The organism is Candidatus Moraniibacteriota bacterium (genome assembly GCA_016699425.1).
In the GTDB taxonomy this organism is placed as follows: Bacteria; Patescibacteriota; Minisyncoccia; order Moranbacterales; family UBA1568; genus SSEF01.
On the sequence record CP064975.1, the window covers coordinates 510,935 to 524,097 of the forward strand.

At 53.1% G+C, this 13,163-nt stretch carries 14 protein-coding genes; 1 reads left to right on the forward strand and 13 read right to left on the reverse strand.

All coding sequences use genetic code 11. From position 1 onward, the window contains the following. Nucleotides 1-14: 14 nt before the first annotated feature. The 8 genes from IPJ68_02540 to IPJ68_02575 form a co-directional block, all read right to left on the reverse strand. A complete protein-coding gene (locus IPJ68_02540) occupies nt 15-1,124 on the reverse strand; it encodes a phospho-N-acetylmuramoyl-pentapeptide-transferase (GenBank protein QQR79127.1) in 1,110 nt (369 codons plus the stop codon). Between the two features lie 8 nt (nt 1,125-1,132). Next, nucleotides 1,133-2,170 (reverse strand): D-alanyl-D-alanine carboxypeptidase, encoded by a 1,038-nt coding sequence (locus IPJ68_02545; GenBank protein QQR79128.1) that lies wholly within the window; start codon nt 2,168-2,170, stop codon nt 1,133-1,135. Next, on the reverse strand, nt 2,167-2,754 hold the full coding sequence (gene scpB, locus IPJ68_02550; protein QQR79129.1) for an SMC-Scp complex subunit ScpB: 588 nt from the start codon (nt 2,752-2,754) through the stop codon (nt 2,167-2,169). The genes IPJ68_02545 and scpB overlap by 4 nt, the downstream gene beginning before the upstream one ends. 12 nt (nt 2,755-2,766) lie before the next feature. Beyond that, the gene (locus IPJ68_02555) at nt 2,767-3,471 is read right to left on the reverse strand and encodes a segregation/condensation protein A (GenBank protein ID QQR79130.1); all 705 of its coding nucleotides are present in this window, start codon (nt 3,469-3,471) and stop codon (nt 2,767-2,769) included. A gap of 98 nt (nt 3,472-3,569) precedes the next feature. Further along, nucleotides 3,570-4,979, reverse strand: a complete 1,410-nt coding sequence (locus tag IPJ68_02560) for an ABC transporter ATP-binding protein (GenBank protein QQR79131.1) — start codon at nt 4,977-4,979, stop codon at nt 3,570-3,572. Nucleotides 4,980-5,003: 24 nt separating this feature from the next. Beyond that, nucleotides 5,004-5,348 (reverse strand): hypothetical protein, encoded by a 345-nt coding sequence (locus IPJ68_02565; protein ID QQR79132.1) that lies wholly within the window; start codon nt 5,346-5,348, stop codon nt 5,004-5,006. A 97-nt stretch (nt 5,349-5,445) separates the two neighbouring features. Then, the gene (locus tag IPJ68_02570) at nt 5,446-6,663 is read right to left on the reverse strand and encodes an MFS transporter (GenBank protein QQR79133.1); all 1,218 of its coding nucleotides are present in this window, start codon (nt 6,661-6,663) and stop codon (nt 5,446-5,448) included. Between the two features lie 37 nt (nt 6,664-6,700). Then, entirely contained in the window at nt 6,701-7,096 is a 396-nt protein-coding gene (locus IPJ68_02575) for a hypothetical protein (GenBank protein QQR79134.1), read from the reverse strand. Between the two features lie 84 nt (nt 7,097-7,180). On the opposite strand from IPJ68_02575, the gene rpmA reads away from it, so the two are divergent. After that, on the forward strand, nt 7,181-7,477 hold the full coding sequence (gene rpmA / locus IPJ68_02580; protein ID QQR79135.1) for a 50S ribosomal protein L27: 297 nt from the start codon (nt 7,181-7,183) through the stop codon (nt 7,475-7,477). A gap of 65 nt (nt 7,478-7,542) precedes the next feature. Here the strand turns inward: rpmA and IPJ68_02585 are convergent, their stop codons facing one another. From IPJ68_02585 to ddlA, 5 genes are all read right to left on the reverse strand, one after another. Further along, nucleotides 7,543-9,195 carry a CTP synthase gene (locus IPJ68_02585; GenBank protein ID QQR79136.1) on the reverse strand — a complete coding sequence of 551 codons (1,653 nt, stop codon included), beginning with the start codon at nt 9,193-9,195 and terminating at the stop codon, nt 7,543-7,545. A 79-nt stretch (nt 9,196-9,274) separates the two neighbouring features. After that, nucleotides 9,275-9,712 carry a 50S ribosomal protein L9 gene (rplI, locus tag IPJ68_02590; GenBank protein ID QQR79137.1) on the reverse strand — a complete coding sequence of 146 codons (438 nt, stop codon included), beginning with the start codon at nt 9,710-9,712 and terminating at the stop codon, nt 9,275-9,277. Nucleotides 9,713-9,841: 129 nt separating this feature from the next. After that, nucleotides 9,842-10,825: a hypothetical protein gene (locus tag IPJ68_02595; GenBank protein QQR79138.1), complete on the reverse strand. Its 984-nt coding sequence runs from the start codon at nt 10,823-10,825 to the stop codon at nt 9,842-9,844. A gap of 114 nt (nt 10,826-10,939) precedes the next feature. Further along, the gene (gene queA / locus IPJ68_02600) at nt 10,940-11,989 is read right to left on the reverse strand and encodes a tRNA preQ1(34) S-adenosylmethionine ribosyltransferase-isomerase QueA (protein ID QQR79139.1); all 1,050 of its coding nucleotides are present in this window, start codon (nt 11,987-11,989) and stop codon (nt 10,940-10,942) included. Next, nucleotides 11,986-13,080 carry a D-alanine--D-alanine ligase gene (gene ddlA, locus IPJ68_02605; protein QQR79140.1) on the reverse strand — a complete coding sequence of 365 codons (1,095 nt, stop codon included), beginning with the start codon at nt 13,078-13,080 and terminating at the stop codon, nt 11,986-11,988. The genes queA and ddlA overlap by 4 nt, the downstream gene beginning before the upstream one ends. Nucleotides 13,081-13,163 lie beyond the last annotated feature (83 nt).

The window sequence follows — 13,163 nt, forward strand, 5'->3', positions numbered from 1 at the left end:
AGTAGAAATAATTATTAACGGCCCATCCCGATAACACCCACCATGACGCCGATGAGGGCGGTCAATGCCGTGAACACCCAGGCCCGCATCACAACTTTCGGCTCAGGCCAGCCTTTGGCTTCGAAGTGGTGATGGAGCGGAGCGGCCAGGAAGACTTTGCGTTTCAGATATCGCTTGGAGAACAGCTGGATCGCGACGCTCCCGGATTCGAGCGCATAGATGAAGACGATGATGAAAAGCACGATCGCTGAATTCGTCAGCATCGCGACCACACCCAAAGTCGTCCCAAGGGCGATCGCTCCAGTGTCACCCATGAAGAAACGGGCCGGATAAATATTGAACCAGAGGAAAGCCAGGAGCGCACCCGCCACGGCGGCACAAAAACTGGAGAGATCAACTTTGTTATGCATGAAAGCAATGAGGGAAAACGAACTGAAGGCAATAAGGAGCACACCCCCGTCGAGTCCATCGAGTCCGTCGGTTTCATTGGAAGAGATCGCCGCAAAAAGGATGACGAAGATGAAGAGCGGGATATACCACCAACCAATCGAGAAGTCACCGATCGCCGGGACATGGACCGCGTCCCAGCCGAGCTTCGAATGGAACCACCAGGCACCGAGGCCCGCGATCGCAATCAGCCACCAGAAACGCGCCAGGAAGCGCATGCCCCCGCCTTTGTTTGCACCGATACCCCGCACACTCATATAATCATCGATGAGGCCAAGGATACCCGCCGTGACGAGAGTGAAAAGAGGAAGCCAAGTTTGGGAACGCTTCAGAAAATCGAGCCGGGCAATGAAGTTCGTATCAAAAAGGACTGCCAAAAGTGGGAAGAGCCACTCAGACATGAACGCCAAGAGAAAGACACTGAACCACACAATGACACCGCCCATCGTCGGCGTCCCATCCTTCCAGGCATGGAGACGTGAGATGAAGCTTAGCTTGTCACCCGACACTCCGTTCTGCTTGATCCGAATCCCAATCTTGTACTTGTACAAGATATGCGTCCAAATGGGGGTCAAGAAGAAGGCGAGGAGAAACGCCAAGAGACCCGTTGCGAGTACCTTCAGTACATTCATGACCGTCGGGATCGATTGGATTTGGGCGAGGGCGAGTGAGTCCATAGGTGTATTTATATCCAATCGAATGATTCGAAACTCCAGTCAAACATCGACTGGATGCTCTGCCAACGGTACGGGTCATTCAAGACGACGGCGATGACTGGATGCTCACCCGATGGGTCCGTCGCGACCGCGAGGAGCGAATACCCAGCAAGTGGAGTGAAGCCAGTCTTGGTCCCGACGAGATTCGGCATCGATCCGATAAGCTGATCAGTATTGAACACCTCATGGACCAGCGTACCGTCTAGCGAGGTAATACTCGCCTTCTCAATCTTCATAATTTCCCAAAGCACTTCGTGCTGGAGCGCCGTACTCGCGATGATCGCGACATCACGCGCCGAAGAGTAGCAACGGTTCTCCTCCCCATCGATTTCCAGTCCCGACGGCGTACAAAAGAGTGAATTCGTCAGGCCGAGTTCTTTCGCCCGCGTGTTCATGATCTCAGCGAAGCCCGCCTGCGTGCCTCCGATGTGCTTGCCCAACGCGATCGCTGCATCGTTGGCGCTATTCATAAGCGCTGCCTTCAGGAGGTCGTGCACCGTGACCTGTTCTCCAACCGCAAATCGCACACCCGGACAATACCCGGAACGCGGACAACCGATCCGTGTCCCCTGAGTGTACACAGCTTCTTCGTCAATCGTCACCGGCGTCTCCAGATTTTCAATCCGTTCCACGACGATGAGCGCGGTAAAAAGTTTGGTGAGTGACGCGATTTGTCGCTGATCAGTAGCATTTCGTCCATAAAGGACCTTGCCCGACTCAGCGTCCATGATGACCGAAGCATGCGCGGTGGGAACAGAGAGCTGGGGCGCATAGTCCCGGAGCATCGGCTGAAAGGTCGTCGAGAGTGAACGGTTTTCAACTAGATACGGGACATTGAGCGTGAGACCTGGAACTGGATCAGCCAATTCTGCCTCGCCTCCGCCCGTCCCAAACAGTCGATCAATCGTCTGGCTCGTGAGAAATGAATACACCAACTCTGGACGCTCCTTGAGTGTCCAGAGGGCGATGGTCGCCACGAGGCCAAAAGTGAGGAGGACTCTCATCATGTTGCGTGATCTGAAGAAAGTGGCGTATCTTGCACAGCAGTCGGTGTCACGACATGCATCCGTTCATCCGTCGCGAGGGTCGCATAGTCCGGAAGCTCCTCAATCCGAGCTAATCCCATATGCTCGAGAAAGCGGAATGACGGCCGATAGATATAGCCGCGTGCATCTTCAGGATTCCCCTGCCGCTCGATCAAGCCGCGGATGAGCAGCGCCCGCAGCGTGTAGCTGCAATTCACTCCCCGAATCGCTTCGATCTCATGCCGCGCGATTGGCGCCCGATAGGCGATAATAGACAGCACCTCCAACGCTGCTTTGGAGAGGGTCTCCTGAAGTGTCGCCTTGGTGAAAGCATCCACGAGCGTCGCATGTATCGGTTTAGTCGCCATTTCAACCTTCCCCGCATGCTCAATGAGCATGAGCCCCGAATCCAACTCTCGGACATAGCGCTCGCTGAGCGCGCTGATGACCGCCTTCAAATCAGCGAGCTTGATATCCAAAAGTTCTGCCAGTCGCGCATGAGCGATCGGCTCGCCGCTCATGAAGAGGAGCGCTTCGAGTTTCGATTGGAGCGAGACTGATTCCATATTATGTATCCGTTATACTTCCTCCCTGAGCGCGATGTCTTGAAAGGACCCTGCCTGATCGGCCCGAACAAAGCGCTGTTTCACTAATTCGAGAATCGCGAGGAAAGCGATGATGATCTCAAGCTTGTCACTCACATCCGACGTCATCTGTCGAAACGACACCGCCATCCGACTCGCCAAGGTCGATCGAAGCTCAAGCATCTTCTCCTCCAGCGAGATGACATTCCGAATTTCTTCTTCATCGAGCTTTTCAAGAAGCGGTATCTCACCAAGGACTGACTGAAACGCGGTGGCGAGTGACGCTGCCGTGACTTCAGGATCCGGCAAGAAGACTATATCTGCTCCGAGGAAGCTCTCGCGCACCACGGCTCGTTCTGTCCGAGCGAACAAGAGACCAAGACCGACGCTCGCATCCCGGAACTTACGATATTCGCGCAATTGCCATTCGAGATCCTCGATCGATTCTTCTTCTTCCTCAGAAAACTCCAAGAGTGGCAGCAGCGCCCGAGACTTCAGAAGGAGGAGGCGCGATGCCACGGAGAGGAACTGGGCCAACTGGGAAAGCGGGACTTCCCCTTGATGAGCGATATATTCGAGGTATTGGTCAGCGACGCTCGCCAAAGAAACCCGGGTGACGTCGAGCCTATCTCTTTCGATGAGTTGCAAGAGAAGCTCAAGCGGCCCTTCGAACTGCTCTAATCGCACCGCATATGCCATAGGTTTCAGCCCTATAATACCATGGCCGAGAGGCCCCTGCCTAGCCAAATTTACCAGACATACAGCCTCATTGATACTGAGAATAGATTTCCGCTGGTTTACTCATTGGCATCTATTGGTAAAGATGCAAACTCTGACGTTTGTTTTTGCCACAAGGAGTAGTAACGGCCTTTCAAAGCTACCAACTCATCATGACTACCCGACTCAATTACCTCACCTGCGTGCATGACAATTATTCGATGAAGTCCTGCAACAGTGCTCAATCGGTGCGCTACAACTATTGCAGTTTGATTCCCAATTATTTCGGGAAGAGCGCGCTGTATGATCTGCTCGCTTTCACTATCAAGTGCACTGGTAGCTTCGTCGAAAATCATGATGGGCGCTTTCTTGAGTATGGCGCGAGCAATTGCGACGCGTTGCTTCTGACCACCACTCAATTTAATGCCTCTTTCGCCGACGATGGTGTCGTAGCCGTCCGGCAATTTTTCTATAAACTCATGGGCGTGAGCCGCTTTGGCCGCTCTGATAATTTCCGCGTCATCTTCTTTATTGTTGTAGTAAGCGATATTTTCTTTAATACTGCGATGAAAAAGAAGAGGTTCTTGAGGTACATAGGCAATATTCTTCCGCAGTTCGCTTTGTTTTACTTCTTGAATATTAATGCCGTCTATTTTGATTGAACCACCGTCAATTTCATCAAATCGAAGTAGTAAATTTGCCAGCGTACTTTTACCGGCCCCACTCAATCCAACGATACCTATTTGTTCGCCACCTTTTATCTTGATCGTGAGGTTCGTAAAAACCGGTATCCTCGCTCCCTTATGAGAATGCGAAAGATAACTAAAGCTGACTTTGCTGATATCAATCGAACCGTTTTTAATTACGAACTCCTTTGGATTGAGAAGATCGCGAACTTCTTCATACTCATTGCTCAAGTATTTCAAAGTCGGATACATTTTGGTAATCAGATCATCATGCTGGGTTATTTGTTCTGGCAAAACACTGACGTTTCTCACAATCTGGAACATGTATGTCAGCGTCAAGACCATTAATCCCAATGATGTGGGGCTGAGCCCCGAAGCGTTGGAGATAATAAGATAAACTGCGACCGTAATTCCGCAAGCGGTGATGATATTTCTCGGCAGATCAAACAAGGTGGTTGCTCTACGTCGCAATTCAAACGACGAAGTTTCCTGTTTTATAAGACCTGCCATTTTATCACGCGCTTGATCTTCAACTCCTCCTGCCTTGTAAGCGATAATGTTAGTGATGACATCAGAAACTTCACCAGTCACTTTGCGATATATTTCATGCGACATCTGCCTGTATTTAGTCGTTTTCGATGAAGACCAGACCACGTAAATAAACTGGGTGACGACGACAAGGATTGCAATTAAACCAATCACAGGAGAGGCAATGAATAAAACTATCGGTGGCACAATGAGCGAGATGATCGTACCCAACGCCTCTCCACGGGAAAAACGAATCAAGAGCATCGCACTGTCCAAGTGTTGTCGAAAGATACTCGCAAGCTATCCGGTCTGGTTGTCTCGATAAAACGAAATATCTTTATCTACTAATTTTTGATAGTAAGCCATCATCAGCCGGCCGTATTGTTGGTTTTCAGTATGGGTGGATAGTAGTTCGCCTAAAGTTCCAACGATAGCGCCGATGATATAGGCGAGGAAGAAGTAGAACGTATATTGTTTTGCGGCCTCAATATTTCCGGAGGCAAGACTTGCTGTAACCTGGGCCATTGCAATAACGATATAAACACGCATCACCAACGTGCGAACTATTTCTGCAACAAAACCAATCCATTGAGCAGGATTTCGACCGTAAGTCTGAAGTATGTATTTGTAGACTTCTTTATTCATGATCTGCTTTGGTCGTTACTTGAAATTTAGAATCCCTATTTCTCTTTGTTGAGGACAGAACTTTCAGTAACTCATTCCTCGTCCATAAACCCCTTTCCTATACTGCCGTTCGTTTGGCGCGTTCTGCCTCACTCTGGGAATCCTCGAGTGAGAGCACGGCGAAACAGGCTCCGAGAGCAACTGCCCCGACCAAATAGAAGAGACTGTGGACCGAAAAAAGTGCGAGAAAGAGGAGTGACACGCCCGCCGCGACGATGTCTGCCGTCGGCCGAGCGGAACGAAAAAACGCGACGATGTCCGTATCCGTCGGTCCGATCTGCTTATAGAAATACGAATCTCGCAAGACTTCGATGGCCGCCGCTCCAAGCCGAGTGAGGAAGAGTAGGCCCGCCCAGAAAACGATATCCGTCGATCGGGTGAAGCCGACCACGACGCTGGAAACGCCCAGGATGACGAGTGCGACAAAGAGCAGCTCCTTTTCTCCAAAGCGTTTGTCCGCCATGACGCCCAGCGGATACTGGATGAGCACGAATGGGATGAGCATCACCGTAAAAATGAAACCAATCTGCTCCCAGTCAAATCCCTGTGACAACAAGAGGATCGGCACATAGATAATCATGATGGCGTAGAAAAATTCCAACGTCCACGAAACTCCGTAGATGAGGAGGAGATTCCTCCGCTGGCTGACCTTTCGCAGTGTCGCGAGGAAGGCAATCTTGGGAAGTGGGACTGTCTGATGCGCCCGGAGTCCGATGAGGGCCGCGAGGAAGACTAGCATATAGCCGATGCCGAGCACGGTAAAGACACCTGAGTAACCAGCGAACGCGAGTGTCTTGGTCGAGAGAATCGGGGCGAGCAAGAGTCCACCATTCATCACCGTCAAGTACAGTCCCCGCACCCGACCCGAGACCTGATCCGTTGAAAAGTCTTCGACCAGGACATCCATCACTGACCAGACGAGATTGCTACAAACGATATAGGCCAAGAGCACGACCGCCCCAATCCAGGATGGTTCGCCGAGACTGAGGTAGAAGCTCGTACCGATGAGACCGACTAAGAGCACCCCGAGAAAACGGACCGATCCCAGACTGTGCACGAGCGGCTGGAGATGCATGAGGAGCCAGAGGACGAGTACGAATGCCACTAGGTAAAAGCTTCCGACGAGGTGGGCGCCAGAAATCTGAACGAAATACGACGAGAGAATATAAATGAGAAAGGCGTCGAGAAAGCCCAAAAGAAAAGACAAGGCCGAGAGGAGTCGCACCTTGTTCCGATTGTAGATCTCGTCATGTGTGTCCGGTTGAGTTTCGGGCATGTTTCTATTATGCCACACCCTCGATATTCTGGCGTGGCTATTCCAGACAGCCCGGGAGATACCCCTTGGCTTTGGCAGCGTCGACGGAAGCGAAACAGAGTCGGTTCTCGCTCTTGATCTGTTTCGCACAGCGCGATGTCGGCGCATGGTACTTGTTTGACTTCTTGCTGCCGACAAAAGCGCAATCCGCTGACGGAGTGGTAGGTGGATTGGACGCAACGGCCTCTGACATCTGACTCACCGTCGCACGAACTGGATTGACTGGAGCGGATACGGGACTCGGCGCAGCGACGATGAGCGGTTCGGTTTCGCCCAGGCTCCGCTTCAAAAGACCCGCTTCAAACGCCAAGACGGCAACGAGGATAAAAGCGAATCCAAGCCAGATTTTCCCCAGTCTTTCTCGGAACGGAGTGGTGATAGCAGGCCATTTCATAGGAATATTGACAGTCGAGAGGGAAATCGCTATACTGCTCCCGTATATCTTTATGAAGGCCTATTGTAGGCTATAACTCCGAATATGGCAACCAGAAAAGCAGGCGGTTCAACCGCTCTTGGGCGTGACTCCATCTCGAAACGCCTCGGTGTGAAGATTTATGGCGGACAGGCCGCAAACGAAGGCAATATTCTCATCCGTCAGCGTGGCACCAAGTATCATGCTGGAAAGAATGTGAAGCGCGGCGCCGACGATACCCTCTTTGCCCTCACGGATGGCACAGTTCACTTTGAAGAGCGCAAAATGAAGGCCTTTACCGGCAAGCTCGAAAAACGCATGTTCGTACATATCATCCCCACTGTCGTCCCGACCGAAGCCTAAGATCCTTCTTCAAGGCAAACGAAAACCTCCCCAGCCGGGAGGTTTTTTGATCGCACGATTCACACTCACTTCCGGCCTTTTGTGGCCGCTTTGATGAAAGCGTGAAAAATCGGATGCGGCTGTAGAATCGATGATTGGAATTCCGGATGGAATTGCACCCCGACGAAGAACGGATGAGTTTTCTTAGGAAGTTCCGCAATTTCCATCAGCACGCCGTCGGGGGAAGTTCCCGAGAAAACCATGCCAGCCTCCCGAAGTCGCGCGACGTATTCCGGATTCACCTCGTAGCGATGCCGATGGCGTTCGATAATCTTTTTCGTTCCATACGCTTGTTCGGCCAGTGTTCCTTTTTTCAAGACTGCCGGGTACTCGCCGAGCCGCATCGTACCACCATACTCCCTCCGGGCGAGTTTCGCCTTTTGTTCAGGCAGGATATCGATGACCGGATGATCGGTCTTCGGATTGACCTCAGTCGTATTGGCTCCGGGGAAGGCGGCGATATGTCGCGCGTACTCGATGACGGCGAGCTGCATCCCATAGCAGATGCCGAAATACGGGATTCGCTTCTTGCGACAATACTCGATCGCGAGGATTTTTCCCTCGACCCCACGCGCACCGAACCCGCCCGGGATGAGCACGCCGTCGAAGGCCTGTAACTCACGGAGTCGCTTTGGATCCTGCTCGTATTCGGTCGAGTCGATCCATGTCAACTCGGGTTTGCGATGATTGGCAAAGGCGGCATGTTTGAGAGATTCGATGACACTGATATACGCATCCGAAAGGACGAAGTCCCCCGTCTTGAAGTATTTTCCGACAATCGCGATTTTCACCGTTCGCTTCAATCGTTTGACCTCAGCGACCTGTTTCTTCCAGAGAGCGAGCGTCGATTTCCGGGACTTCAGATGGAGGCGTCTGAGGATAGCATCTGACAATCGATCCTTCTCGAAATTGACCGGGACATCATAGATACTGTCGACATCCGGCGCGCTGATGACGGACTCTGGTCGCATACTGCATGAGATAGCAATTTTTTCTTTGCGACGGTCGTCGAGCGGACGCTCCGCCCGAGCGATGATGAAGTCAGCCTGGATACCCGCGCCGTTCAGAGTCCGGGCCGCATATTGCGTCGGTTTCGTTTTCATCTCGCCGATTTTGTTCGGGATCGGGAGATAGGAAACGAGGACAAAGAGCACGCCCTCCGGATCATCCGCCTTCATCATCCGGGCCGCCTCGAGGAAGAGAATGTTCTGATATTCTCCAATCGTCCCACCAATTTCGATGATAGTAACATCAGCATCAGCCTTCTCCGCCGCGCGACGAATTGTACCGATTACCTCGAGCGGGATATGCGGCACGACCTCGACGCATTTGCCATGGTACTCCAGGTTTCGCTCACGCTCGATGACGCGCTTGTACACTGAACCGGTCGTCATGTAATTGTCCCGCGAGAGTTTCAATCCCATGAAGCGCTCGTAATTCCCCATGTCCTGATCCGTCTCATAGCCATCCGCCAAAACGAACACTTCGCCGTGCTCCGTCGGGTTCATCGTCCCGGCGTCGACATTGATGTACGGATCGATCTTGATCGCCGTCACGGCGAGCCCACGCGCCTGGAGGATCTGGCCGATTGACGAGGCCGCGATACCTTTGCCCACCCCGCTCATCACGCCGCCGACGACGAATATGTACTTTCGTAAACGTTGTTTCCTCGGTGCCATACACGGTTTTTTATTATTTACAGAGAAAGGGCCGCCTTCGTTTCGGGAAGAACGGCCCTTTTTCAAAGAATCACTGGTATTATTCTGCGACAACCGAGACCGTCACGGTCGCCTTGGCTGTCCCGGCGACAAGCTTCACGGCGTGCTCGCCAACGGTTTTGATGGGGTGCTCGAGATTGACCATATCGTCGATGATCTCGATGTCAGCCGCCTTGGCCGCTGCGACGATATCAGCCACGGTAACCGATCCAAACAGCTTCCCCTCCGCCGCCTTGGCCGCCACCGTAAACGTCATGCCATCGAGACGCTTCATCGACGTCGCGAGCTCGGCGAGCTTGGCCGTCTTCTCAGCGTTACGCTTTTCGAGCGACTTCTCAACTGATTTTACCATACCCGCAGTCGCGAGTTCCGCTAACCCCTCGGGGAGAAGGAAGTTGAACGCAAAGCCTTTCTTGACCTCCTTGATCTCTCCGGCTTTCCCGACATTGGTGACATCCTTGACGAGGATCACTTTCATACCATCTACCATTCAAAACTTATGCCCTATCCTAGCGCTTCCAAGCCCATTTGACAAGCTACCAGCTAAAAAAGAGCCCCGATGGATCACGTCCTCGGGGTTCAAATGGGTCTAGGATACCAGGCGGATTCAGAGGCCAAAGTTGAGTGTGAGACCAGACCAGACCTTGATCGATGAAGCTTTACCAACGCTATGCGTCAATGGCCCGCAATTCTGCAGCTCGAGCAACGTCACGATGGAATGTACATTCGCGTTCACATTGAGCTCACTTTCGACGGCGTGAATCATGCCCTGGATCTCCGCGACATTCGCAGGCGTCAAGATCGGTGTGACGATCAGTACCTGTTTGCCACGGAGTAATTTCCCAGCCAGATCCGGTGCAATGAATACAGAGCGTTTTCCATTCTTCTCCATCGGGAGAAACGCCACCGCACTCGAGTTCTTATGAAGGGTACATGGTGACAAACGTCGGGCAACCGCTCCTGCCAACGCACTACCACACCCACCGACTCCAATCACGACTGCAATCGGTTGCGTTGATTTAAGCAAGAGCGGCGCGGCGAGGACTTCACAAAAGCGCTGTAATTCAGCCGGATCGACGCAGATCTGATGCAGGGCTGACTCGATGTTGAAGCCGTTCGGCCCGAGCTGCATACTCCTCAACAACTCGAAGAGTCGCGGCCACATCGCCACCCCATTGTCGACGATCGGCGTGGCATCCACCGAGGGAGGAGCCACAGGTTTGATTTCCGGTTCGGCACGCGTTGGTTCGCTCACCGGAACAGAAGGACCGATCGGCTGATCGGCTTCGGCTGATGGAGATGGGGAGGCTGACATCACACTTTCCATCTCGTCAAGATTGGCCTCTCCTTGTTCGTCCACCCCAACTAGGGAGTCACCCCCGGCTTTCGGTGTATCCGTTTCCACCGATGAGTTCCCCTGGGGTTCACGTATCGGAATGACCTTTGGCAACTGATCAGCCGATTCGCTCTGCACCGGCCGGGGCCGGGTAGGTGTAGCGCCAGAGGTAAAGAGGCTTCGAATCACTAGCGAAATCAGCGCCTTCAACTCTTTGAAAGACAGGGAACGCCCTTGGGTTGCTGTTACAGACATGCTTTGCTCCTTTGTCCAAGTACACAGAAAGCGCTGTGCTCGTAATACAATACGTTAAGGTACAGTGTGCACGATTATGGCACAGGTACTGACTGCCGTCAATGGGACGTAGCCTCAGCGGATGAGTAGACTGTCACCGAATGAGTAGAATGAAAAGTGTTCCTGGATCGCGATAGTGTACAGATCCGTGACGCTCTGTTTCGCGCCCTTGTCCTGGAGGAAGGCATCGACGAGGAGCATGAGCGAGGTTTTCGGGAGATGGAAATTCGTGAGGAGGATATCGACCGCCGTGAAACGATAGGGCGGGTAGATAAATGTGTCGATCAGCCCCGTATGGGCCTGGAAACTCCCTTGCTGCCTCACTGTCTCAAGCGTCCGTGCAACAGTCGTCCCAACCGCGACAACTGGGTGGTTTGTCTCTTTGGCCACATTCAGCCGTCGGGCGGCTCCGGCGGTGACGGTCACACGCTCGGCATGAAGCCGACTCGTCTCGAAATTCCTCTCCGTCAGCGGGGCGAAGGTACCCGGACCGACATCGAGTGTGATCCGCTCCGTCTCGATCCCCCGCTCCTCAAGCGCTTCAAAGACTCGATCCGTGAAGTGAAGCGAGGCCGTCGGGGCCGCCACGGATTGACCCGCGGCCGCGAACACCGTCTGATAGCGTTTCCGCAGCATGGCCTCATCTGGTGCGCTGTCACTTTCCAAATAATGCGGCACTGGAGTCAAACCAAATGTATTCAGAAGCTCAAAAAGTGGCTGTGCGCTCTCCAACCGGAAGAAGAAGCGCTGTTCATCCTGTCGTTCAACCACGAAACCATCGCCATTCGGAAACACGAGTCGGTCACCAATTGAGAGCTTTCGATCGACAAAAGCTGGGATCAGTCCCTGTCCGTCCCATTCGTTCACGAGCACAAATACTTCAATCTTGCCGCCGGTCGGCTTCTGTAGCCAGAGTCGCGCCGGATGAACACGTGTATCGTTCAGGACGACGAGAGATGCGGGCGGGAGATAGTCCGCGAGATGTGCGAACGCGTCAAAACGGACCGTATCCGTGGCCGTGTCATAGATGAAAAGCCGGGCACTATCACGCGGCTCGAGCGGCATCTTCCGGATGAGCTCGGGCGGGAGCGAGTAATCGTAACGGTCGAGGTCAGCCAAATTCATAACCGCGAAGTCATCAACTGTCCCTCCTCGCCAAATCGCTCCAGCGCCAACATGATCAATCGGTCGATAAGCTCGGCGTATGGGATACCGGTTGCCTCAAAGAGCTTGGGATACATGCTGATACTCGTGAAACCAGGGAGGGTATTGATCTCGTTCACATACCATCTCCCACGTGGTGTCAGAAAGAAATCGACCCGCCCCAAGCCAGCACATTCCAGAACCCGGAAAGTCTGAATGGCAAGTTTTTGCACCGCTTTGACTTGCTGTTTGGTCAGCCTTGCTGGGATTTCAATCCGCGCCCCCTGTTCATCCAGGTACTTCGCCTCATAGCTATAAAATTCGTGAGTGGGGATGACTTCACCGGGAATCGACGCGATCGGTTTGTGATTCCCGAGGATGGCACACTCGATTTCCCGGCCGACAATAAATTCCTCGATGATGACCTTCGTGTCATAGGTGAAGGCGACACGGACAGCTTCCTTGAAATCCTTCGCTCGTTTGACCTTGGAGATCCCGACCGATGAGCCTGCATTGGCCGGTTTGATGAACATGATTGCCCCGAGTTTTTTTGCTGCCTCATGATAGGAACACGGCTCCCCTTTCCGAAGCGTGATGAACTTTGCTACTGGAAGACCAGCCTCTCGGAGGAGACGTTTCATCACATCCTTGTCCATCCCGATAGCCGAACCGAGCACACTCGCTCCGACAAATGGCACACCAGCGAGTTTCAAAAGTCCCTGGACCGTCCCATCCTCACCCAATGGTCCATGGAGGATGGGGAAGACCACATCGACGGATTGCAAGGATTCTCTTTTGGCTCCCGCCGAGAGAGGGACGAGCTGCCCTGCATTGGCTGGCGTCAGGGTCACGTGATGCTGCCCCTCTTGAGCTAGGGCGCTCATGGCGCTCACCCCCGATCCCAAGAGGTCTTGGCCCGTCTGCCAGTGTCCGCCTTTGTCGATACCGATGAGCACCGGCGTGTACTTCTTCCGGTCCAAAGCCGCGATGACATTGCTCGCCGACCGGAGCGAGACTTCGTGTTCCACTGATTTCCCGCCAAACAGGATTCCCACGCGGATTTTTTTCGGCATACCCAGGTTCAAAATTACGCCCACCCAGTATAGCAAAGAAAAAACGGGGCCGTGGCGCATGCAGTTGCATACACTCGGTACCC